We start from the raw sequence: 22,787 nt of genomic DNA on the forward strand, positions 1-22,787 counted from the left end.
TCCCCGGACGCCCGCCCTCGTGTTGAGGGATGGTGGAGGTGAGCGACGCGAGAGGTCGCGGAGACGGTTGAACGCGGTAGAACAAGGGGAGTCGGCACGGGGGACGGCGTGCCGCGCGAAAAAGGGCGAAGGCGGTGCGTGGGATGACTGCAGCCGGATCTCCCGTGGCCCGGGGCGACGAGCCGGTGCCGGGCGATGCGCCGGTGCGCGTTTCCGCGCCGGGTGACGTGGCGGTGCCGGTGTCCGCGCCGGGTGACAAGCCCGTGCCCGCGGCGCCCCCGGGCGAGCAACCCGCGCCGGGTGCCGAGCCGGTGCGCGGTCCCGTGCACCCCAGTGGGCTGCTCGACGTGCTGGGCGTGGCCTCTGTCGTCCTGGACACCGACGGCCGGATCGTGCTGTGGAGCCCCCAGGCCGAGCAGCTCTTCGGCTACTCCGCGCAGGAGGCCCTTGGCCGGTCCGCCGTCAAGCTGATGATCCACGAACAGCACTTCGACCTGGTGGTCAAGCTGTTCGCCGATGTCCTGGAGACCGGCGAGAGCTGGGCCGGAGCCTTTCCGATCCGGCACAAGGACGGCAGCACCCGGCTGGTGGAGTTCCGCAACCAACGCCTGCTGGACGACCGCGGCGATGTCTACGCGCTCGGCCTGGCCGCCGACCAGTCGACCGTGCGCCGGCTGGAGCGGGACGTCGCGCTCTCCACGCGGATGGTCGCGCAGTCACCGATCGGGCTGGGCGTCCTGGACACCGATCTCCGGTACGTCTCCGTCAACCCGGCGCTGGAGCGGATCAACGGCGTACCCGCCGAGGAACACCTGGGCCGTACCGTCGCCGAAGTCCTGCCGGATGTCGACGCTCCCGCCCTGGAGTCCGCGGTGCGGCGAGTACTGGAGACCGGGGTGCCGCTGGTTGACCAGTCCACCGTGGGACGCACCCCGGCCGATCCGGACGAGGACCACGCCTGGTCGCTGTCCATGTACCGGCTCGAGGACGCCCTGGGGACAGTGCTGGGGGTGGCCTGCTCGGTAGTGGACGTCACCGAGCAACACCGGGCCCAGGTCGAGGCCGAGGCCGCGCGCCGGCGCCTCGCCGTCATCGCCGACGCCTCCACCCGGATCGGCACCACCCTCGAACTGGACCGCACAGCGCATGAACTCGCCGACGTCGCCGTCCCGGAGCTCGCCGACATCGCGGCCGTCGATCTGCTGGACGCCGTGGTGGAGGGCAGACGCAGCAGCCTCGGGCCCGCCGAGGCGGCCGTGATCCGCGCCCTGGCGGTCCAGGCGGGGCGGCCGTCGGAGGCCCTCGACGCCGCCGATCCGCCCGGGCAGATCGCCCGGTACGCGCCCGACCGGCTGGTCACCCAGTGTGTGCGCACCGGCAGCCCGGTGCTGGTGGCCGAGGTCGAGCCCGCGGACCTGCCCCGGATCGCCCGCTCCCCCGAGGCGGCCGAGCGGCTGGCCCGCGCGAGGGTGCACTCCTATCTGGCCGTGCCGCTCATCGCGCGCGGCGAGGTGCTGGGCGCCCTCGATCTGAAGCGGACCGACAACCCCCTGCCCTTCGGCGACGACGATCTGCTGCTGGCAAGGGAGTTGGCGGCCCGGGCGGCCGTACAGATCGACAACGCCCGCTGGTACCAGAACGCCCGCGACACCGCCCTCACCCTCCAGCGCAGTCTGCTGCCCAGCCATCCCCCGATGACCGGCGGGCTGGAGGTCGCCTCCCGCTACCAGCCCGCGGGCGCCACGGCCGAGGTCGGCGGCGACTGGTTCGATGTGATCCCCCTGGACGGCGGCAAGACCGCGCTGGTCGTGGGCGACGTCATGGGCAGCGGGGTGAACGCCGCCGCGACCATGGGCCGGCTGCGCACCGCGAGCAACACCCTGGCCTCCCTCGACCTCGATCCGGCCCGGCTGCTGGAGCACCTGGACAAGACCACCGAGGGCCTGGACCACTCCATCGCCACCTGCGTGTACGCCGTCCACGACCCGCATCTGCGGCAGTGCAGAATCGCCAACGCCGGGCACCTCCCACCGGTCCGCGTCCGCGAAGGACACGCCCCCGAGCTCCTCGAACTCCCCACCGGGGCACCGCTCGGCGTGGGCGGAGTGGAATTCTCGACGACCACCGTGGCCCTGGAGCCGGGAGACCGACTGGTGTTCTACACCGACGGCCTCGTCGAAACCCGCCAACACCCGCTCGACGAACGCCTCGACGCCCTCCTCCACCTCCTCGAAGGCCCCGACCGCCCCCTGGAGGAGGTCTGCGACCTCCTGCTGCGCACACTGCACCAGCCGGACAACTCCGACGACGTCGCCCTGCTCATCGCGCGCGCCGTGACGCCTGATTAGCTTCACAGGAAACCGTTACCGGCTTCTTACCGCCCCCATCCCACAATCACAGCAAGGCGTGGCACCGGACGGCCGGGCCGCCGTGGCCGAGGGAGCGAGCCATGACACATGAGCCGGACTCACCGGAATTGCTCACCAATGGACCGGACCGCGACCGCCCGCGCGGCCTGTGGCGACGGCAGTCCGCCCGCGCGCGGACCATCACCGCGGCGACCACGATCGCCGTCCTCGCCCTCGGCGGCACCGTCGCCTACGCGGCCACCTCAAGCGGCTCGGACGGCGGAGGCGGTTCTACGACGCCCTCCGCCTCGGCGTCGCCGGACGCACCGGACCGTCCCGGTGAACGGCACCACCGTGGCCCGTGGTTCGGCATGGGCGGTGGCGCCGTTCACGGTGAGGCCACTGTCCAGGACGGCGACAGCGACGAGTGGATCGTCCGCGTCTGGCAGCGCGGCACCGTCGAGGAGGTGGACGGCGAGCAGGTCACCGTCCGCAGCGAGGACGGCGCCGAGTGGACCTGGACGGTCGGCTCGGACACCACGGTCCACAAGCAGGGCGACTCCGACGGTCTGAAGGACGGGGACGAGGTGTATCTCGCCGGTACCCGCTCCGACGACGGCGAACGCACCGCCGACCATGTCCTGGCGGGCACTTGGGAGAAGCGCGACCCCGGCGACTGGCGCGACAAGCTGCCCTGGCGCGACGACCGGGACGGGCCGCCTTGGAACGACGCGGCGGCCTGACGCTACGGGACGGTACCGACCACGACTTGGGCGTACCGCTCCTCGCACTCGGCCACCCGGGGCATCAACCCGCCCCAGGTGAAGGCCTCGACGGCGGCCGCTGTCTGGCGCTCGCTCGTCTCGACGAGCAGGCATCCGCCCGGCGCCAGCCACCGCGCCGCCTCGTCGGCGACCCGGCGCAGCAGGTCCAGGCCGTCCGTGCCGCCGTCGAGGGCGGTCAGCGGTTCATGGTCGCGGGCCTCGGCGGGCAGGAGGGGGACCTCGTCGGTGGGCACGTAGGGGACGTTGGCGGCGAGGATGTCGATACGGCCGCGCAGGGCCGCGGGCAGCGCCCGGAACAGGTCACCGGCGTGGACCCGGCCGCCGTACGCGGCGATGTTACGGCGGGCGCAGCGCACCGCGGCCGGGTCGATGTCGGCGGCGTGCAGTTCGACCGTGCCCAGCGCTGCGGCCAGAGCCGCGCCGACGGCTCCCGAGCCGCAGCACAGGTCCACCACCAGGGAGGCGTCCGGGACTTGGGCGAGGGCCTGCTCGACCAGGAACTCGGTACGGCGGCGGGGTACGAAGACGCCGGGTTCGACGACGATGTGCAGGCCGCGGAACTCGGCCCAGCCGAGGACGAGTTCGAGGGGATGACCGGCCGCGCGCCGGTCCACCATGGAGGCGAGCTCGGCCGGGGAGGCGGCAGCGGCCAGCAGCAACCGCGCTTCATCCTCGGCGAAGACGCAGCCAGCGGCGCGCAGCGCCGTGACGACGGCGTCAGATGAGAAAGAGAGGGAAGACAAAGGGGGCCTTTCGGGATCCGAAGGGCGCTCCTCGGGTCACCGGTGACCGGCGACCACACCGACGCGTGGGGAGAGCACCCGACCTGACACAGCGGTAATGGGTCTCACCCCCTCGGTTCGGCACGTCCGGGACGATCCGCGGACGGGGCGTCAGCCTACCCAGTGATCACCGCCGCTGTCTGCCGAGTTGTACTCTGCAACCATGAGTACGAGGGACGTTTCGGACGCGGCCGTGGAGACCATCCAGCGCGAGATGACGGCCTTCGCCCGCCGTGCCCGCGCCTCGGCGGGACGGATGCACCCGGAGCTGTCGCTGGTGTCGTACACCCTGCTCGGGCATCTGGAGGAGAGCGGCGGCTGCCGGGCCACCGATCTCGCGGCGCACTACGCCCTGGACAAGTCCACCGTGAGCCGCCAGGTGGCGGCCCTGGAGCGCGACGAGCTGATCGGGCGGAGCCTCGACCCGGACGATCACCGGGTGCAGGTGCTGCATCTGACGGATGCCGGGCGGCGGCTGCTCGCCCAGGTCACGGAGCGGCGGCGGGAGGTCGTACGGGAGCGGCTGGCCGACTGGTCGGAGGAGGATCTGGAGCGGTTCGCCGGGTATCTGGTGCGCTACAACGCCGGTTAGGCCGCCGGCTCCAGAAGGTCGTCCGGGATCCGGGTGCCGAGGAACACGGTGGTGCGGCGCTCGCGGAAGCCGAGGGACTCGTACAGCCGGATCGCGCCCGTGTTGGTGGCGCCGGTGTGCAGGAAGGGCCGCTCGCCGCGCTGCTGGATGCCTTGGGCGACGGCGAGTACCAGGCGTCCGGCCAGGCCCTGGCCGCGCACGGCTGGGTCGGTGCAGACCGCGCTGATCTCCGTCCAGCCCGGCGGGCGCAGTCGCTCCCCCGCCATGGCGACGAGGGCGCCGTCCCGGCGTATGCCCAGGTAGGTGCCGAGTTCGAGGGTGCGGGCCAGGAACGGTCCCGGCCGGGTGCGGGCGACCAGGTCGAGCATCTCGGGTACGTCGGCCGGGCCGAGGCGGACCGCCTCCGGGTCCGGTGTCCCGGCAACGTCCTCGCCGACGAGCTGCACGCCGTCGGCGCGGAAGACGGTCTCCCAGCCCTCGGGCGTCCGGCCCCGGAAGCCGATCAGCAGGGCTTCGTTGCCGGGACCGGCGAGAGCGGCGACGTCCGCCCAGTCGGCGGCCTCCGGCTCGTCGGGCAGGGCCACCCAGGGCGACACCTCGGCGGGGTAGCGCAGCACCCCGCCGCGCCGCTCGGCGAAGTGGGCGTGCGGGCCGGTCAGCGCGGCCAGCGCCGGATTGTCGAGGACCCGGTCGTACCCCTTGGACATCTGCTCCCTCTCTCCCGCACCGACACAGAAGCCAAGCAAGATCGGCCGACGGCTATTCCCCTACGTTCGGACCAGTACGGTTGAATGCGCAACGTACTGATCACGGCCGTCGCGCACGGCGGTCTGGAGGCACCACCCGCATGAACGTCACCCGAGGCTTCACCGGACGCCCCCGCGTCCAGAATTCCGGCCTGCCACCGGGCCAGTACGACGCGGGCGACGACTGGCCCGTCCTGTCCGCCGAGGTCACGCCGGATCTCACGCCCGGGGAGTGGACATTCCGCGTCGACGGCCTGGTCGAGGAGCCCCGCACCTGGAACTGGGACGAGGCCCACGCGCTGCCCGGATCGGTGTACGCGGGTGACATCCACTGTGTGACGAGCTGGTCGAAGTTCGGGGTGCGGTTCGGGGGCGTGTCCCTGGACGCCTTCCTGAGTGTGGTCCGGCCCCATGCCTCCGCCACCCACGCCGTGGCCTACTCACACACCGGGTACACCACGAACCTCCCGCTCGCGGACCTCACCGGCGGGCGGGCCTGGATCGCCTGGGAGTACGACGGCCAGCCGCTCGCCCCGGAGCACGGCGGCCCGGCGCGGCTGCTGGTGCCGCATCTGTACTTCTGGAAGAGCGCCAAGTGGATCGCGGGCCTGAGGATCCTCGACCACGACGAGCCTGGCTTCTGGGAGCAGAACGGCTACCACGCGCGTGGCAACCCCTGGGAGGAGCAGCGGTACTCCGGTGACTGAGACATTCACTCCCCCGACCCGCTTTGCCGTGCCCGGACGTATCGCGGTGAGCAATCAGACCGCGGCGGTGTGGCAGAGCGCCACCATCACCGAGATCCGGCGCGAGACCCCGCACGCGTCCACCGTCCGGCTCGCGGTGCCCGCCTGGGCGGGGCATCTGCCGGGCCAGCATCTGATGCTGCGGCTGACCGCCGAGGACGGCTACGCGGCCCAGCGCCATTACTCGATCGCGTCCGCGCCCGACGATTCCGGGCACATCGAGCTGACCCTGGACCATGTGGAGGGCGGCGAGGTCTCCGGCTGGTTCCACACCGTGGCCAGGCCCGGGGACCGGGTGGAGGTACGCGGGCCCGTGAGCGGCTTCTTCGCCTGGCCCGGGGACCGGCCCGCCCTCCTGATCGGCGCCGGATCCGGGGTCGTACCCCTGATGTCGATGGTCCGCCACCACCGGGCGCACGGGCTCGACGTACCGCTGCGGCTGCTGGTCTCGGCACGCAGCCCCCAGGAACTGATCTACGCGCGGGAGTACGGCGCGGAGACGACGCCCGTGTTCACGCGGAGCGCCCCGGAGGGTGTGCCGGTGGGACGTATGGCGGCCGCACATGTGGCGCCACTCCTGGCTGAGCAGCCGAACGGTGGGTGGGAGGCCTATGTGTGCGGCTCCAACGGGTTCGCCGAGCACGCCTCGCGTCTGCTCGTCGAGGCCGGGCAGCCGGTGGACCGGATCCGCATCGAGCGCTTCGGCTGACTTCCGCGCGCGTCGGCGGGTACCCGACCGCATGTGAGGACCCGAGTACCCGGCTGGCGTCGGCGGCCCAATCCGCTACGGCGCCGGTCGGACGTCGTGGAGGCGTGGACGGTACTGGTGGTGGCCGTCCTGCTGTTCCTGGGAGCGCCGTTGGCCGGGGCCGCGGCGGGCTGGTGGGCGCATGACGACGCCCGGGCCACGGCGACGGCCCAGCGTGCCGACCGCCACCGGGTGCGCGCGGAGGTCGTCGGTTGGGGCCGGGGCACACTTCCCGCAGTGCAGGGCGTCGAGCGCAACCAGCGCGCGACCGTGCGCTGGGCGGACCGGGACGGCAGCCCGCAGACAGGCACGGTCCTGGTCCCGGCCGGCACCCACCGCGGTGACCGGGTCGACGTGTGGCTCGACTCCGCCGGCCGCAGCGTGTCCCCGCCGCCGAGCGAGACGACGATCTGGCAGCACACCGTGACGATCGGCGCCTGCGCGACGGCCGGCGCGGCGGGCCTGGTTCTCCTCGGCCACGCCCTGTTCCGCCGCGTCGCCGCCGCACGTCGGCTCGCGGAGTGGGAACGGGAGTGGGCGCGGACCGAGCCGCAGTGGAGCCGGCGGCAGGCCTGATCAGCCGACGTCCTGCATGCGCCGCGCGATCCGCCCGTGATGCCGCAGCGCCTCCGCAAGACCCGGCAACACCGGCTCGCCCCTTTCGACCAGCACCCGGCCCCCGACCACCGTCGTCCACGCGCGGGCGGGCCCGCAGCGCAGCCACGCCTCCACCGGGTCGCTCAACGCGCCCGCCAGGGCGACCTCGTGGAGGTCCCAGACCACCAGGTCGGCGCAGGCGCCGGGCCGGAGGTGGCCGAGTTCGTCGGCGCGGCCGAGGCAGCGGGCCGAGCCGCGGGTGGCGATGTCGAGGGCGTCGCGTGCGGTCATGGCGCCGGGGCCGCCGCGGTAGCGGCCGAGCAGCAGCGCCCCGCGGGTCTCCAGCCAGAGCGAGGCGTGGTCGGTGGAGGCGGAGCCGTCGCAGCCGAGGCCGACGGGCAGGCCCAGCTCGCGCATCTCGCGCACGCGCGCGGTTCCGCCGCCGATCAGCATGTTGGAGCTCGGACAGTGCGCCACACCGACGCCCGCGGCGGCGAGACGGCGCAGTTCGGCATCGTTGGGGTAGATGCAGTGCGCGACCCAGCTGCGGTCGGTCAGCCAGCCCGTGTCCTCGAAGTACTCCACGGGCCGGCAGCCGTAGGTCTCCAGGCAGTACGTGTCCTCGTCGTGGTCCTCGGCGAGGTGGGTGTGCAGACGTACGTCATGACGCTCGGCGAGTTCCGCGGTGGCGATCATCAGCTCCCGGGTCACCGAGAACGGTGAGCAGGGGGCGAGCGCGACCCGGATGAGGGCGCCCGGTTCCGGATCGTGGTGGGCCCCGATCAGCCGCTCGCTGTCGGCGAGCACCTCGTCCTCGCTCTGGGTGACGCTCCTCGGCGGCAGTCCGCCGTCCTCGACGGAGCGGGTCATCGAGCCGCGGGTGGCGTGGAAGCGGAAGCCGATGTCGCGGGCGGCGCGGATCTCGGCGTCGACGAGGAGCGGCCGGGGATGGACGTAGAGATGGTCCGACGACGTCGTGCAGCCGCCCATCAGCAGCTCGGCCATGCCGACGTACGCCGAGACGTAGACCGCTTCCTCGTCGAGCCCGGCCCACAGCGGGTAGAGCGTGGTCAGCCAGTCGAAGAGGGAGCCGTTGACAGCAGGCCCGTAGGAGCGGGTGAGGTTCTGGTAGATGTGGTGATGCGTGTTCACCAAACCCGGGGTGACGAGGCGTCCGGCGGCGGACACGGTCCGCTCGGCCTCCGGCTCACTGCCCGCCGGGCCGACCGCGGTGACCCGACCACCGGAGACGGCCACCCAGCCGCCCGCGATCTCCCGCCCGTCGTCCACGACCAGCAGTTCCGCATCCCTGACCAGCAATTCCGCGGTTTCGACCGGACCGTGGGCGGCAGACGTCATGGCGTCATCGTAGGGCCTGGGCCGGGGCAATGACCTGGCGAAAGATCCGATCACCGTCGTACCGTGTGATCATCCGCACGTCCTCCTCTCAAAGGCGGTCATCCATGGCCCTGTTCGACCTTCCGCTCGACGAACTGCGCGAGTACCGCAGCGACTCCGTCGCGCCCGAGGACTTCGACTCCTTCTGGTTCAAGACGCTCGAGGAGGCCCGCGAGCACGATCTGGACGCCCGTTTCGAGCCGGTCGACACGGGGCTGTCCACGGTGACCGTGTACGACGTGACGTTCGCCGGGTTCGGCGGTCATCCGGTGAAGGGCTGGCTGACGCTGCCCGCGGCGGCCGAGGAACCGGTGCCGCTGGTGGTGGAGTTCATCGGGTACGGCGGCGGGCGCGGACTGCCGCACGAGCATCTGCTGTGGGCGTCCTCGGGCCGGGCGCACTTTGTGATGGACACTCGCGGCCAGGGCAGCGCCTGGGGCGGTGGCGGCGGTACGGCGGACCCGGTGGGCGGCGCGCCCGCGTTCCCCGGGTTCATGACGCGCGGTGTCGATGCGCCCGAGAACTACTACTACCGGCGGGTGTTCACGGACGCGGTGCGGGCGGTGGAGGCGGCGCGTTCGCATCCGCTGACCGACGCCTCGCGGACGGTGGCGATCGGCAGCAGCCAAGGTGGCGGGATCACGATCGCGGTGGGCGGGCTCGTGCCGGACCTGACGGCGGTCGCGCCGGACGTGCCGTTCCTGTGCGACTACCCGCGTGCGGTAACGATGACGGACCGTCACCCGTACCGCGAGGTCGCCCTCTACCTCAAGACGCACCGCGGCCGCAGCGAGGACGTGCTGCGCACCCTCTCCTACTTCGACGGCGTCCACTTCGCGGCCCGCGGCCGGGCCCCGGCCCTGTTCTCGGCCGCCCTGGAAGACCAGACCTGCCCGCCCTCGACCGTCTTCGCGGCCTTCAACTCCTGGGCGCACGACGACAAGGCGATCGAGGTGTACGAGTTCAACGACCACGAGGGCGGCGGCCCGTACCACGACGCGGCCAAGCTGCGCTGGCTGCGGTCGTACGTCTGAGGGAGCGCCGTTCTGCGTCAGCGGGTGCCGAACGTGTCCAGCCCGACGTTCTCGGGGTCGGGCCCGCTGCGCAGTCCGGTGTCGAGGGCGTCGATGGCGGCCACCTCGTCCGGCGTGAGCGTGAAGTCGAAGACGTCGAAGTTCTCCGCGATGCGGTGTGCCTTGACGGACTTCGGGATCGCGCACACGCCGTGCTCGACGTGCCAGCGCAGCACGACCTGGGCCGCCGTCTTGCCGTACTTGTCGGCGAGCGCGGTGACGACCGGCTCCTCCAGGGCGCTGCGGCCGCCGTTGGGTGCCTGGGCCCAGTAGCGGGTGATCCCGCCGATCGGCGACCAGGCCTCGGTGACGATCCCGAACTGCTCGTGCAGTTCGCGCGCTTCACGCTGGATGAAGTACGGGTGCAGCTCGATCTGGTTGACCGACGGCACGACCTCGGTCTGTTCCATGAGGGTGCGCAGCAGACCCGGGGTGTGGTTGGAGACGCCGATCGCCCGGACCCGGCCGTCGGCCAGGAGCTTTTCCGCGGCCTTGTACGCGGCGAACCAGGGCTCGGGGTCCAGTGGCGCCGGCTGGTGCAGCAGATACAGGTCGAGGTGGTCCAGGCCCAGCTTGGCCAGGCTGGTGTCGAAGGCCCGCAGCGCTGAGTCGTAGCCGTAGTCCGTCAGCCACAGCTTGGTCGTCACGAAGACCTCGTCGCGGTCCACGCCCGAACGCTTGAGGCCCTCGCCGACCTGTTCCTCGTTGCGATACGCGGCGGCGGTGTCGATCAGGCGGTAGCCGTCGCGCAGTGCGGTCTCGACCGCGGCGGCGGTCTCTTCCGGGGGGCTCTGGTAGACGCCGAGGCCCAGGGCGGGCATCTGGACGCCGTTGGTCAGCTTGAGGAGCGGGGTGGTGCCGGTCATCGCTGTTCCTTGGGGGTGCGGTGGGTGGGGGTCACGGCTGGACGAGGACCTTCAAGGCCTCACGGTCGGCCATGGCGCGGTATCCGTCCGGTACGTCGTCGAGGCTGACGGTCCGGTCGAAGACGCGGCCGGGCTCGATGCGGCCCTCCAGTACGTCGGGCAGGAGTTCGTCGATGTAGGCGCGGGCCGGGGCGACGCCACCGGTGAGGGTGAGATTCCGCATGAACTCCGGGAAGCCCAGGGGCACTTCGGTGTACTGCGGTGCGCCGACCCGGCTGACCGTGCCTCCGTCGCGCACCACGCCAAGACCCATCTCCAGGGCGGGCAGCGTCCCGACGCACTCCAGTACGGTGTGGGTGCCGTCGCCGCCGGTCAACTCCCGTACCCGCTCGATGCCTTCCTCCCTGCGGTCGGCGACGACGTCAGTGGCTCCGAAGTCGCGGCCCAGGTCGGTGCGGTCCTTGTGCCGGCCCATCAGGACGATCCGTTCGGCACCGAGCCGCTTCGCGGCCAGTACGGCGGACAGGCCGACCGCGCCGTCACCGATGACCGTCACGGTCGTACGAGGGTTGACGCCGGCCGTGACGGCGCAGTGGTGGCCGGTGCAGAAGACGTCGGAGAGGGTGAGCAGCGAGGGCAGCAGCGCGGAGTCCTCGGCCACCGGCAGCTTGACCAGCGTGCCCTGGGCCTGCGGCACACGCACCGCCTCACCCTGGCCGCCGTCGATGCCGTCACGCCCCCAGGAACCGCCGTGGCGGCAGGACGTGTGCAGCCCCTCGGCGCAGAAGTCGCAGGTGTTGTCGGCCCAGACGAAGGGAGCCACGACCAAGTCCCCGCGCTTCAGCCCGGAGACGTCCGAGCCGAGCTCCTCCACGACCCCGAGGAACTCGTGGCCCATGCGCTGGCCCTGCTCCGAGGCGGGCAGGGAGCCGTAGGGCCACAGGTCGCTGCCGCAGACGCAGGAGCGGACGACACGCACGATGGCGTCGGTGGGCCGCTGGATCGACGGGTCCGGGACGTTTTCCACCCGGACGTCTCCGGCGCCGTACATCAGTGTTGCTCGCATGAGTGGGGTTTCCTTGTATCCGAATATGACGGTCCGTCAGCAACAGCGCGGGAAGCGCGTCGAGTTCGGCGTGGGCGCCATCGGTGCCTGGCCCTTCCACGATGGGCTCGGGCGAGGTGACCGCGCCCTCGGCGTTCGGCCACTCGGCGTAGAAGGCGATGCTGGGGCACACCGACAACGCTCCCTCCCACGCGTGTCACGTGCCAGACCGCGCTGAGCCGGGGAACCGCGTTCCGGGGTAACGACAGGGCCCCCAACCGCCTACCGGCCGGTTACTTGTGACCGCACACTCAACGTCATGACACGTGAGCAGCCCATAGGCGGGGGCACCGAACACGAGCACCTGCGCCGCCTGGCCCACCGCGCCGCCCGCACCGCGCCAAACCCTCCGGCCTTGCCCAGCAGGACCGTCCGGCCGGGTGTGAAGCTGCTGCTGGAGAGTCTGCGGCCGAACCCCGCGCACGTGGTCAGCCGCACCAACGATCTGCTCGCCGCCAACCCCGGCGGGTTGAGACTGCTCGCCGGGATCGACGAGTGGCCGGCCCGGCAGCGCAACCTCGCCCGGTACGTCTTCCTGCACCCCGCCGCCCGCGACCTCTTCCACGACTGGGCCGCCCAGGTCCGCGGCTGTGTCGCCCGGCTCCGCGCCCTGGCCGGCACCGACCCCGACGCCCCCGACCTGACCCGGCTCGCCGGTGAACTCCTGCTGAAGAGCCCGGAGTTCGCCCGACTGTGGGCGCGCTACGACGTCAAGGGCCAGACCCACGGCCGCAAGACCTTCCACCACCCGGACGTCGGCGACCTCACCCTCGGGTACCAGACCATGGAGCTGGAGGGCACCCCGGGACACCGGCTCATCGCGTACTACGCCCAGCCGGGCACGCCGGAGTACGACTCGCTCGTCCTCCTCGACCTGCTCGGCGCGCAGCCGGCGCAGCACAGGGCAGGCTCGTCGCGGGACGAAACCACGTCGTCAGCCGGCTGACCCCGGCTCCGCTTTCGCTTCCGGCTGCCCGGCCGGCTGCGGTGCGGTCAGGTCGAGCAGGAGCATGGCGTCGTGGTCGGGGGTGCCGGGTTCGGCGGTGTAGACGCCGAGGCGTTGGCCCGGGGTGCCTTCGATGTGCAGGCTCTGGCCGCTGAGGGTGAGGGTGCCGACCTGGGGGTGGTGGAAGGTCTTCTGGATCTTCCCGGGTCCGACGACGTCGTAGCGCTCCCAGAGCTTGGCGAAGTCGGGGCTCTTGAGCAGGAGTTCGCCCACCAGGCTGGTGAGGTCGGGGGCGTCCGGGTCGATGCCTGCCTGGGCGCGGAGCCTGGCGACACAGCCGCGGACCACATAGGCCCAGTCGTCGCCGTAGAGGGTGCGCGCGGCCGGGTGGAGGAAGCAGTAGCGGGCGAGGTTGCGCTGAGTGGCCGGCCACTCGTCGAGGCCCGCGTACAGGGCGAGGCCGCCGGGGTTCCAGGCGAGCAGGTCCATGCTGCGGCTGATGACGTAGGCGGGGTTCGGCCGCATCGTCTCCAGGACCAGCTTCAGGTGCGGGCGCACGGTCCGGCTGGGCGGCGGTGGGGACTCGGGGGCGTACCGGGCGGCCCGGGCGGCGAGTTCGCGCAGGTGCTGGTGCTCGGCGTCGTCGAGGCGCAGGGCGCGGGCGAGGGCGTCGAGCACGGAGGGGCTGGGGCGGGTCTCCTTGCCGCGCTCCAGACGGACGTAGTAGTCGATGCTCATGCCCGCGAGCGTGGCCAGCTCTTCGCGGCGCAGACCGGGGGTGCGGCGCAGGCCGCTGCCCACGGTGAGGCCGACCTGGTCAGGGCTGGTCTGGGTGCGGCGGGCGCGGAGGAACTGGCCCAGCTCCATGCCTCCGCCGCCGCTGCTGCTCTGCTCGGATGCCATAGCGTCAGTGTCACACCGCTCTGACCTGCATGGCAGACGTGTGGGGGCCCTGTCGTTACCCCTGAACGCCACCCCCCGGCATGGCCCGGCCTGCCACTGGGCCGGAAAGGGCGCGAGGCTCGATCTCTGTCAGCCCCCGCCTTTCCAGTTTTCCAGTGCAGGAGATCGTCCCGTGTCCGTGTCCGCCTCGTCCACCTCACTGCGCGCCGGAGCAGCTGGTCTGCCGCCGCGGAGCCGGTCCGGTGGGCGGATGGCCTTGGCCGCCGTACTGCTCGGATTCTTCACGATCATGGTCGACGCGATGATCGTGAATGTGGCCCTGCCGTCGATCGGGGACGGGTTCGGCAGCGGGATGACTGGGCTGCAATGGGTCGTGGACGGGTACACGCTCACCTTCGCCGCGTTCCTGCTGTCCGCCGGTGCGATCAGTGACCGCATCGGGGCCCGTCAGGCGTTCGCCGTCGGCCTGGGCCTGTTCGTGGCGGCGTCCGTGGTGTGTGGGCTGGCACCGGATCTGGGCGTCCTGGTGGCCGCGCGGCTGGTGCAGGGAGCCGGGGCCGCGATGGTCGTCCCGTCGTCTCTCGCGCTGCTGCGGGAGACCTTTCCCGACCCGGCGGAGCGCGCGAAGGCCATTGCTCTGTGGGGTGTGAGCGGCTCGGTCGGCGCGGCGGCAGGTCCCGTGGCCGGCGGGCTGCTGACGGTCATCGACTGGCGGATGATCTTCTTCGTCAATCTGCCCGTCGGCGCGGTGGCCCTGGCACTCCTCAAGCGGGCCCAGCCCTCCCCACGGCGGGAGGTGCCCTTCGACTGGACCGGCCAGGTGGCCGCTGTCGCCGCCATGGGTGCGCTGACGTACGCGGTCATCGAGGCCGGCGCGGAAGGAATCGGCACTCCACGGGTCCTGGTCGCCTTCGCCGTGGCGGTCGTGGCGGCCGTCGTCTACCTGGTCGCGCAGGCCCGTGGCCGGCATCCGATGACGCCGCTGCCGCTGCTGCGCTCCCGCACGATGTCGCTCTCGGTCGCCATCGGGTTCGCCCTGAACGTCGGCTTCTACGGGATGATCTTCCTCCTGGGGCTGTATCTCCAGCAGGTGCACGGCCTGAGCGCGCTGGCCACCGGTGTGGGGTTCCTGCCGATGACCGTGCTCACCTCCTTCATGGGCCCAGTCGCCGCCCGGCTGGCGACCCGGTTCGGTGCGCGGATACCGGTGATCATCGGTCAGAGCCTCATGGCGGGCGGTCTGCTGGCGATGGTGGCGGTGCCCGGCGGCGCCCCGGTCTGGCTGTCGGTGGTGCTGATGGTGCCCGTCGGCGCCGGTGGCGCGATGGCCGTGACCGCGCTGACGGCGCTGCTGCTGGAGACGGTGCCCGCCGAGCGGGCCGGTGTCGCGAGCGGTGTGCTGAACGCGGCCCGTCAGCTCGGTGGCGCCCTGGCCGTCGCCGTCTTCGGCGCGCTGGTCGCCGACCGGACCGGGTTCGTCTCCGGCCTGCACAGCGGTCTGCTGATCGGCGCGGCGGTGGTGGCGGTGAGCATCGTGGCCACCTGGCTGCTCGAACCGGTTCGGCGCACGCGCTGACCGCCCCCAACTTCGTACGCAAGAAAGGCAGTTCCCATGCAGTACGTCACGCTCAACAACGGCCTCACGATGCCGATCCTCGGCTTCGGCGTCTTCCAGATCGCCCCGGAGCAGACCGAACAGGCCGTCACCGAGGCCCTGGCCGCCGGCTACCGGCTCATCGACACCGCCGCCGCCTACGGCAACGAGGAGGCCGTCGGCCGCGCCATCAAGCACAGCGGCATCCCGCGCGAGGAACTGTTCGTCACCACCAAGCTGTGGGTGCAGGACACCGGCGAGGAGAACACGCGGCGCGCCTTCGAGACTTCGCTGGCCAAGCTCGGACTGGACTATCTCGACCTGTACCTGATCCACCAGCCCTACGGCGATGTCCACGGTTCCTGGCGTGCGATGGAGAGCCTGAACCGCGCGGGCCGGGTCAAAGCGATCGGGGTCTCGAACTTCTACCCCGACCGGCTCGTCGACCTGATCGACCGCAACGAGATCACGCCCGCGGTCAACCAGATCGAGACCCACCCGTTCTTCCAGCGCACGGACGACCAGGAGTTGATGCGCGAGCGTGGCGTGCAGATCGAGTCGTGGGGCGGCTTCGCCGAGGGCAGGAACAACCTCTTCACGCACCCGGTGCTCAGCGGCATCGCCGAGCAGCACGGCAGGTCCGTGGCGCAGGTGGTGCTGCGCTGGCTGGTCCAGCGGGACGTCGTCGCCATTCCCAAGTCGGTCCGCGCCGACCGGATGAAGGAGAACCTCGACGTCTTCGACTTCGAGCTCACCGACGACCAGATGGCGGCCATCGCCACCCTGGACACGGGCGGTTCCCTCTTCTTCGACCACCGCGACCCGGCGCAGGTCAGCCGGATCGGCAATGTCCGCATCCACGACTGACCAGGACTTCACCATGACCCAGAAGCAGCACATCACGCCCGGGCGGCGCACGCTCCTTCGCGGCGTGCTCCTGGGAGGAGCGGCAGTCGTGACCGGCTGTTCCACGGCCTCGCCCGACGAGAGCGAGCCGGAGACCACCGACCGGGCTTCCTCGGCGGCTTCACCCGGAAAGCGGGTGCTGCTGGCCTACTACTCCCGGCCGGGCGAGAACTTCTCCTACGGCGAGCGCACCAACCTCAAGGTCGGTAACACCGAAGTCCTCGCCGGGATGATCAGCGAGCGCATCGAGTGCGACGTACACCGCATCGAGGCAGTCGATCCCTACCCCTTCGGCTACGACGAGACGGTCGCGCGCAATGTCCGCGAGCAGGACGCCGATGCGCGGCCGGCCATCGTCGATCTCCCGTCCTCGATCGAGCGTTACGACACGGTGCTGCTCGGCAGCCCCATCTGGAACGTCCGGGCACCCATGATCATGTCGACCTTCGCCGAGAGGTACGACTTCGGCGGCAAGACGGTCTTTCCGTTCACGACGCATGCGATGAGCGGTCTTGGCTCCACCGATCGTGACTACAGGGCGACTTGTCGGGGCGCGACCATCGGCGAGGGGCTAGCGGTACGCGGCGAGGAAGTCCGGGACGCCGATGGTGCCGTCCGGTCGTGGCTGCGCCGTGTCGGCCTTCTGTAGACATCAACCAGGAACAGGGCGTCCGTGTGAAGCCGAAATACAAGGTGATCGCTCTGATCACCGTTGCCGTCTTGACCATGGCGGCACTCATCTACGTCAACCTGCAAAACGTTCGGGACACGCGCCCGCCCGGCTGGAGTTCTGGCAATGCTGCGTAAGCTGCTGTTCTGGAGTCTGGCGGTGGTGTTTCCTTTCCCGCTGGTGCAGACCTACGACTCCTTGTCCGATGATCCCGGACCCTTGAAGTTCTACGTATTCCTCGGTCTGATCGCCTATACCTGGTGGCTGTTGTCCATCGTCCTCAGCGTGAGACCGTTCTGGGTGCACCGTTTCGTGGGGCTGCCGGCTCTGTACGGCCTGCACGGGATGCTCGGCGTGTTGGCGATCGTCGCGGCGTATGTGCACCGCGAATACTCCTACTCGCCGAGTGGTCTGGCCCGGGACCTGGGGGATTGGAGTTTCTACCTGTCGCTCACCGTACTGTGCTTCGCGGTGTTCTTCATGAGCGGATGGCTGGTCGACAGATCGAGACTGCTCCTGCGGGCCAAGGGACTTCTGGAGAAGGTCTTCCGCCGCCAACTGTCCGTCTGGATTCATCGGCTCAACCTGGTCGTCGTGGCAATGATCTGGCTGCACGCCCACCTGCTCGTGAGAGTGAACCAGTACTTCGCGTTCATGGTGCTCTTCGATCTCTACACGGTGACGGCGCTGGGCCTCTACGCCTGGAAGAAGTGGATCGCGCCCGATACCTATCTGATGGGCAGCGTCATCAGCAATGACGCGCGCGGCGGTTCAACCCGCAGGGTGTCCATCGGCCTCGACAGCAAGGCAGCGGCCCTGCAACCCGGCGACTTCTTCTTCCTCCGCTTCGAGGGGTCCTCCGCGGTGAGCGGGGAATGGCATCCCTTCTCGGTGACCGACGCCGACCAGAAGACACTGACCTTCACGATTCGCCAGCACGGCGACTTCACCCGCCGCCTCGACGGCGTCGAAGTGGGAACCCGCGTGCGCCTGGAGGGGCCGTTCGGCCGCTTCGAGTCGATCATCCAGGGTCAGGACCGTGCAGCTCCGCTCGTCCTCGTCGGGATGGGCGCGGGGGTCGCGCCGCTGCTCAGTCTGGCCGCAGCGCATCACACCACGCGAAGGATTCACCTGCTGTGGGCCGTGCGCAGGCCGGAGGACGCCTACTACCGCGACGTGCTCGAGGAATACCAGGCGGCGTCCGGTAACCGTTTGCAGGTCACCATCAGCGTCGGCCGATTCCGCCGCGAAGACCTCGCCAACACGCTTTCCGCAAAGGCGATCGCGACGGGCGCGTTCTTCATTGTGGGCCCCAACCCTGCCGTGCTGGCAAACCAGCGCCTTTTGCGGCGAATTGGGGTCTCCGGACGACGAATACACCAAGAACGTCTCACCATGTAGATACGGAGTTCATACGATGACAAACACCACACGCCGCAGTTTTCTTGCGCTGGCCACCGTCGCATTGGCGGGCAGCAGCGTCGCAGGCTGTTCGATCATAGGAGGAGCAGGCGAGGCCCTCACCGACGATACGGAGTCCACGGAAACCGTCGCCCCGCTGGATAAATCGCGCACTTTGGTCGCCTACTTCTCGTTGCCGGAGACCGATGACCCCAACGGCATGAGCGAAGACGAGTCGAACAGTACGCACGTCGTTGATGGAAAGGTTCTCGGAAACACTCAGTACGTCGCCCAAATCATCGGTGAGCGCACTGGCGCCGAGGTGTTCCGTATCGAGACGGCGGAAGAGCTTCCCCTCGATCATGGAACGCTCGAAGATCTCGCACTCGAACAGCAGGAAACGGATGCGAGGCCGAAGCTCAAGGCGCTGATCCCGAACCTTGACGACTACGACACCGTGTTCATCGGCTATCCGATCTGGTGGTACGACCTGCCGATGCCGATGTACACGTTCCTCGAGCAGCACGACTTCTCCGGCAAGAACATCATCCTGTTCAGCACCCACGGCGGAAGCCGTCTGTCGGGAACCGTTGACACCATCACCGGAACCCTTTCCGACGCCAACGTGATCGGCAACGCGCTCACGATCTCGCGGGACGACATGGACAGCGCCGAAGGAGAGGTGGCCGACTGGCTCGACCGCCTCGGTCAATAGGTCGTCACCCCTTGATGGCAGCCTGGAAAGTTTCTCTGTTTCGAGTGCGACAGTTTCGTCAGTTCTTCGGCGGCGCGGTGCTGGCGCGGACGGTCAGGGTCGTCCCGATCTCCAGGCGAGCCTGCGGAGCGTCCTCGCCGCGGCCGAGGGCGAGTGCCATCTCGGTTGCCGCGACGGCCATTTCGGTCAGCGGCTGATGGACGGTGGTCAGGGGCGGTTCCACCCACGCGACCACCGGCAGGTCGTCGAAGCCGACCACGCTCAGGTCCTCCGGGATGCGCAGTCCGGCATCGCGGGCGGCTCGGTAGACGCCCAGTGCCTGAAGGTCGTTGGCCGTGAAGATCGCGGTGGGCGGCTCCGGAAGGGAGAGCAGTGCGCCGGCCGCGGCGCGGCCGTCCTCGCGGGTCAGGCCGGTGTGCACGACGAGTTCGGGATCGAGCGGCAGGCCCGCGCTCTGCAGTGCGGAGCGGTAGCCGTCCATGCGGGCGCAGCAGCACAGGACGGTCTCGGGCCCGCTGATCATCGCGATGCGTCGATGCCCCAGCTCGACCAGGTGCCGGGTCGCGGCCCGTCCTCCGGACCAGTTGGTGGCGCCGACGAACGGGACGTCGTCGGGAAGCTCGACGGTCGGATCGAAGACGACGAACGGGATCCCCTTCGCCCTCAGCTGCTCCCGCTCGGCCTCGGACAACTGGGCGACGGAAAGGACACAGTTGGGGCGCCGGGACACGGTGTCGTCCCAGGTCGCCGGGGTGCTGTCATGCAGGCCGAACTTGGAGACCAGCACGCCGACGCCATGCCGACGGGCCACCCGCTCCACTCCGCGGATGACCTCGACCGCCCACATGCTCTCCAGCTCGCGGAAGACGAGTTCCACGGTGTTGTTGCGGTTCGCGCCGGCGGGCTTGCGGTAGCCGTATCTGTTGACCAGTTCCTCGACCCGGGCGCGCGTGTCCGCGGACACCCCCGACTTGCCGTTGATCACCTTGGACACGGTCGGCACCGACACCCCCGCCGACTCGGCGATATAGGCGATGGTCACCGGCCGGGCCCCGTCGGTTCCGCGGTCCGCCAAGGTGGTCCTCCCCCCTCTGCGTGTACGGCAGCAGTCTGGCACTTCGTCCGGTCGGACAGGTAGCTAACAGCACGCCTCCTTGTTACATTCTCCGGCGCGTTTGACGAAAGTTTCCTGCGCGCGGATTCGACACGCAAAGCTCACGCGTACGACCCCCGCTTCAACTCGGCACGTCCTGCAAGCCCTTCGCCGTCCCCCACCGTGAAAGGCCCACGTGATGACGAGATTGGCAAGACTCCTGGCCCGGCGACGCGGATCCTCAAGACCCGTGCGGCGTCTGGCGGCACTCGCTCTGGCGATCGTCCTGCTTCCCCTGGTACCGGTCGCCGCGCACGCCGATACGCAACCGTCGGCGTCGGCCGGCTCCCCCGCGGCACGCAGCGCGGTGGCGGCCATGCAGCCCGGCTGGAACATGGGCAACACCTACGACGCCATCCCGGACGAGACCTCCTGGGGCAACCCGCCCGTGACCCAGGCGCTCCTGAAGAAGGTCAAGTCGCAGGGGTTCAAGAGCATCCGGCTCCCCGTCACCTGGGGCATCCACCAGGGTCCGGCGCCTGCCTACACGATCGACGCGGCCTGGATGGCGAAGGTCAAGCAGGTCGTCGACTGGGCGCAGGCGGAGGGCCTGTACGTTCTGCTCAACATGCACCATGACTCATGGATGTGGGTCAACCAGCTGTCGACCGACCACGACACCGTCCTCGCCCGGTACAACGCCATCTGGACCCAGATCGCGGCGACGTTCCGGGACACGTCGTCCAGGGTGGTCTTCGAGAGCGTCAACGAGCCGACGTTCAGCGGCACTTCGGGCGACGACGAGAACTACCGGCTGCTCAAGGAGCTCAACAGCGAGTTCCACCGGATCGTCCGCGCGTCCGGCGGCAACAACGCGAGCCGTCTACTCGTCCTGCCCACGCTCTACACCAACGCGGACCAGTCACGACTGGACGCACTGGCCGCCGAACTGACCGCCCTCAACGACCCCATGGTGGCCACGACCGTCCACTTCTACGGGTTCTGGCCGTTCAGCGTGAACATCGCCGGGTACACCCGTTTCGACGCCACCTCGGAGCAGGACCTCACCGGCACCTTCGACCGGGTCTACAACACCTTCGTCGCGCAGGGCATCCCGGTCATCATCGGCGAGTACGCCCTGCTCGCCTACGACCACAACCGTCTCGGCATCATCGAGCCCGGGGAGCAGCTCAAGTACTTCGAGTTCCTCGGCAATTACGCCCGCCAGCGCAAGTTCACCACGATGCTGTGGGACGCCGGTCAGTTCCTGAACCGCAACACGCTGCAATGGCGTGATCCGGCGCTGTTCGCCCAGATCAAGTCGAGCTGGACCACGCGTTCGGGAACCGCCTCCAGCGACCGGGTGTTCCTCCCGAAGTCGGGTGCCATCACCAGCAAGACGCTCACGCTCAACCCCAACACCACCGACTTCCAGGGGCTTTGGCACGCGGGCAGCGAGCTGCTCAGAGGCACCGACTACTCGGTCTCCGGCAACCAGCTCACCCTGACGTCCACCGCACTCACCCGGCTGGCCGGCGACCGGGCGTACGGAGTCAACGCCACCCTGGAGGCCAGGTTCTCCAGGGGCGTCCCCTGGCGGATCGACGTGATCACGTACGACACCCCCGTGCTGTCGAACGCCACCGGCAACACCAGCGCGTTCAGCATCCCCACACAGTTCCGTGGCGACATCCTGGCGACGATGGAGGCCAGGTACGAGGACGGAACCAACGCGGGCCCGGCCAACTGGACCTCGTACCAGCAGTACGACACCGCCTTCTCGGCCTACACCGCCGACGCCATCAAACTGACCCCCGAGTTCTTCAACTCGGTCAGGGACGGCTCGCGCATCACGCTCACATTCCACTTCTGGAGCGGCGCCACGGCGACGTACCACGTCACCAAGTCCGGCATCTCGGTGACCGGCACGACCGCCTGACCACAGCGCACGGGCGGCCGCTTCGACGACGGTGTCATTGTCGCGGCCGCACTGCTCCATCTGGGTGCCGTGGTACCGCCTACGGAAGCACGATCTTGATACCACTCATCCAGTTCGACCCGAGACTGCCCTGTAGGGCCATGTGGAGGAACTGGAAGCCCTCCAGTTCGCGGGCGCGGGCGAGCGGACCGGCGTCGATGACGTGCATGCCCCCGTCCCGGCCGATGCGGGCCACCTGCCCCTTGGCCTCCTCGTCATCACCCGCCAGGAACAGGTCCAGAGGAACGCCGTCGGGCAATGAGCCCGCGGCCAGGGTTCCGGCGAAGGTGGTGTTGAAAGCCTTGACCACGTGCGCGCCCGGCGCCGAGGCGGCGATCTCTTCGGCGGCGGAGGTGCCGGCCGGGACCGTGAGGCCGGTCCAGCCCGCGTAGTCCACGGGGTTCGTGATGTCGACCACGGTCTTGCCGTCCAGGACTGCCGCGTGCGAGGCGGCCACTGCCTTGGCGGCTTCGAAGGGCAGGGCCAGGACGACGATGTCGGCGGCGGCGACGTCCTGTTCGCCGCCCACGCGGACGTCGGCGTCCGGGGCGGTGCCGGCCAGGTCGGCGACGAGCTTCTCGGCCTTCGCGGTGTCACGCCCCAAGATCCGGACCGTGTGCCGGCCGGCCAGGGCGCGGGTGGCAATGCCGCGGGCCATGTTCCCAGCGCCAACGAGGGTGAGTCGCTGGGGGGTGGCGGTTGTCATGAGGGGCCTCTCGGGTCGTTCGCGGGGTGGAGGTCGGCCAGGCACGGTCGGAATCAGGTGCCCATTTGTGAGTTATCGACTCACAAATC

At 70.0% G+C, this 22,787-nt stretch carries 21 protein-coding genes and 1 pseudogene; 14 read left to right on the forward strand and 8 right to left on the reverse strand.

Going from position 1 to position 22,787, the window contains the following annotated elements; all coding sequences use genetic code 11:
- The first annotated feature begins 143 nt into the window (after positions 1–143).
- Together OHT76_RS03630 and OHT76_RS03635 are read left to right on the forward strand one after the other, a co-directional pair.
- On the forward strand, positions 144–2,348 hold the full coding sequence (locus tag OHT76_RS03630; protein WP_328869256.1) for a SpoIIE family protein phosphatase: 2,205 nt from the start codon (positions 144–146) through the stop codon (positions 2,346–2,348).
- 101 nt (positions 2,349–2,449) lie between these two features.
- Positions 2,450–3,091 carry a DUF5666 domain-containing protein gene (locus OHT76_RS03635; RefSeq protein WP_328869257.1) on the forward strand — a complete coding sequence of 214 codons (642 nt, stop codon included), beginning with the start codon at positions 2,450–2,452 and terminating at the stop codon, positions 3,089–3,091.
- A gap of 2 nt (positions 3,092–3,093) precedes the next feature.
- On the opposite strand, the gene OHT76_RS03640 is transcribed toward OHT76_RS03635, so the two are convergent.
- Positions 3,094–3,876, reverse strand: a complete 783-nt coding sequence (locus OHT76_RS03640; RefSeq protein WP_328869258.1) for a putative protein N(5)-glutamine methyltransferase — start codon at positions 3,874–3,876, stop codon at positions 3,094–3,096.
- 202 nt (positions 3,877–4,078) lie between these two features.
- Here OHT76_RS03640 and OHT76_RS03645 point away from each other — a divergent pair, with 202 nt between their 5' ends.
- Positions 4,079–4,507, forward strand: coding sequence for a MarR family winged helix-turn-helix transcriptional regulator (locus tag OHT76_RS03645; RefSeq protein ID WP_328869259.1), 429 nt, complete (start codon positions 4,079–4,081; stop codon positions 4,505–4,507).
- Here the strand turns inward: OHT76_RS03645 and OHT76_RS03650 are convergent.
- Complete coding sequence (locus OHT76_RS03650) at positions 4,504–5,214, reverse strand: GNAT family N-acetyltransferase (protein ID WP_328869260.1); 711 nt, start codon at positions 5,212–5,214, stop codon at positions 4,504–4,506. The genes OHT76_RS03645 and OHT76_RS03650 overlap by 4 nt on opposite strands.
- 140 nt (positions 5,215–5,354) lie before the next feature.
- Between OHT76_RS03650 and OHT76_RS03655 the strand changes: the two genes are divergently transcribed.
- Genes OHT76_RS03655 through OHT76_RS03665 form a run of 3 tightly spaced genes read left to right on the forward strand, consistent with a single transcriptional unit; the run spans position 5,355 to position 7,323 of the window.
- A complete protein-coding gene (locus OHT76_RS03655) occupies positions 5,355–5,960 on the forward strand; it encodes a sulfite oxidase-like oxidoreductase (protein WP_328869261.1) in 606 nt (201 codons plus the stop codon).
- Positions 5,953–6,708 (forward strand): ferredoxin reductase, encoded by a 756-nt coding sequence (locus OHT76_RS03660; protein ID WP_328869262.1) that lies wholly within the window; start codon positions 5,953–5,955, stop codon positions 6,706–6,708. Before OHT76_RS03655 ends, OHT76_RS03660 begins: the two co-directional genes overlap by 8 nt.
- 33 nt (positions 6,709–6,741) lie before the next feature.
- Positions 6,742–7,323 carry an Rv1733c family protein gene (locus OHT76_RS03665; protein WP_328869263.1) on the forward strand — a complete coding sequence of 194 codons (582 nt, stop codon included), beginning with the start codon at positions 6,742–6,744 and terminating at the stop codon, positions 7,321–7,323.
- Here OHT76_RS03665 and OHT76_RS03670 read toward each other — a convergent pair whose 3' ends face one another.
- Positions 7,324–8,703 (reverse strand): 8-oxoguanine deaminase, encoded by a 1,380-nt coding sequence (locus tag OHT76_RS03670; RefSeq protein WP_328869264.1) that lies wholly within the window; start codon positions 8,701–8,703, stop codon positions 7,324–7,326.
- A gap of 104 nt (positions 8,704–8,807) precedes the next feature.
- On the opposite strand from OHT76_RS03670, the gene OHT76_RS03675 reads away from it, so the two are divergent.
- Entirely contained in the window at positions 8,808–9,776 is a 969-nt protein-coding gene (locus tag OHT76_RS03675) for an acetylxylan esterase (RefSeq protein ID WP_328869265.1), read from the forward strand.
- Positions 9,777–9,793: 17 nt separating this feature from the next.
- Here the strand turns inward: OHT76_RS03675 and OHT76_RS03680 are convergent, their stop codons facing one another.
- Both OHT76_RS03680 and OHT76_RS03685 read right to left on the reverse strand, forming a co-directional pair.
- On the reverse strand, positions 9,794–10,681 hold the full coding sequence (locus tag OHT76_RS03680) for an aldo/keto reductase (protein ID WP_328869266.1): 888 nt from the start codon (positions 10,679–10,681) through the stop codon (positions 9,794–9,796).
- Positions 10,682–10,712: 31 nt separating this feature from the next.
- Positions 10,713–11,747, reverse strand: a complete 1,035-nt coding sequence (locus tag OHT76_RS03685; protein ID WP_328869267.1) for a zinc-dependent alcohol dehydrogenase family protein — start codon at positions 11,745–11,747, stop codon at positions 10,713–10,715.
- A 331-nt stretch (positions 11,748–12,078) separates the two neighbouring features.
- Here OHT76_RS03685 and OHT76_RS03690 point away from each other — a divergent pair.
- A pseudogene (locus OHT76_RS03690) lies at positions 12,079–12,732 on the forward strand (MmyB family transcriptional regulator); the annotation flags it as partial.
- Here OHT76_RS03690 and OHT76_RS03695 read toward each other — a convergent pair.
- Positions 12,721–13,635 carry a helix-turn-helix transcriptional regulator gene (locus OHT76_RS03695; protein WP_328869268.1) on the reverse strand — a complete coding sequence of 305 codons (915 nt, stop codon included), beginning with the start codon at positions 13,633–13,635 and terminating at the stop codon, positions 12,721–12,723. The pseudogene OHT76_RS03690 and the gene OHT76_RS03695 overlap by 12 nt on opposite strands.
- A gap of 172 nt (positions 13,636–13,807) precedes the next feature.
- On the opposite strand from OHT76_RS03695, the gene OHT76_RS03700 reads away from it, so the two are divergent.
- From OHT76_RS03700 to OHT76_RS03720, 5 genes are all read left to right on the forward strand, one after another.
- The gene (locus OHT76_RS03700) at positions 13,808–15,211 is read left to right on the forward strand and encodes an MFS transporter (protein WP_328869269.1); all 1,404 of its coding nucleotides are present in this window, start codon (positions 13,808–13,810) and stop codon (positions 15,209–15,211) included.
- Between the two features lie 36 nt (positions 15,212–15,247).
- A complete protein-coding gene (locus OHT76_RS03705) occupies positions 15,248–16,096 on the forward strand; it encodes an aldo/keto reductase (RefSeq protein ID WP_328869270.1) in 849 nt (282 codons plus the stop codon).
- 13 nt (positions 16,097–16,109) lie between these two features.
- The gene (locus OHT76_RS03710; RefSeq protein WP_328869271.1) at positions 16,110–16,784 is read left to right on the forward strand and encodes a flavodoxin; all 675 of its coding nucleotides are present in this window, start codon (positions 16,110–16,112) and stop codon (positions 16,782–16,784) included.
- A 147-nt stretch (positions 16,785–16,931) separates the two neighbouring features.
- A complete protein-coding gene (locus OHT76_RS03715) occupies positions 16,932–18,206 on the forward strand; it encodes an FAD-binding oxidoreductase (RefSeq protein WP_328869272.1) in 1,275 nt (424 codons plus the stop codon).
- 16 nt (positions 18,207–18,222) lie between these two features.
- Positions 18,223–18,921: a flavodoxin gene (locus OHT76_RS03720; protein WP_328869273.1), complete on the forward strand. Its 699-nt coding sequence runs from the start codon at positions 18,223–18,225 to the stop codon at positions 18,919–18,921.
- 58 nt (positions 18,922–18,979) lie between these two features.
- On the opposite strand, the gene OHT76_RS03725 is transcribed toward OHT76_RS03720, so the two are convergent.
- Positions 18,980–19,996, reverse strand: a complete 1,017-nt coding sequence (locus tag OHT76_RS03725; RefSeq protein ID WP_328869274.1) for a LacI family DNA-binding transcriptional regulator — start codon at positions 19,994–19,996, stop codon at positions 18,980–18,982.
- Positions 19,997–20,213: 217 nt separating this feature from the next.
- Between OHT76_RS03725 and OHT76_RS03730 the strand changes: the two genes are divergently transcribed.
- Positions 20,214–21,953, forward strand: coding sequence for a cellulase family glycosylhydrolase (locus OHT76_RS03730; protein WP_328869275.1), 1,740 nt, complete (start codon positions 20,214–20,216; stop codon positions 21,951–21,953).
- Positions 21,954–22,032: 79 nt separating this feature from the next.
- Here OHT76_RS03730 and OHT76_RS03735 read toward each other — a convergent pair whose 3' ends face one another.
- Entirely contained in the window at positions 22,033–22,698 is a 666-nt protein-coding gene (locus OHT76_RS03735) for an NADPH-dependent F420 reductase (protein WP_328869276.1), read from the reverse strand.
- Between the last annotated feature and the right edge of the window lie 89 nt (positions 22,699–22,787).

Source organism: Streptomyces sp. NBC_00287 (assembly GCF_036173105.1).
GTDB lineage: Bacteria > Actinomycetota > Actinomycetes > Streptomycetales > Streptomycetaceae > Streptomyces.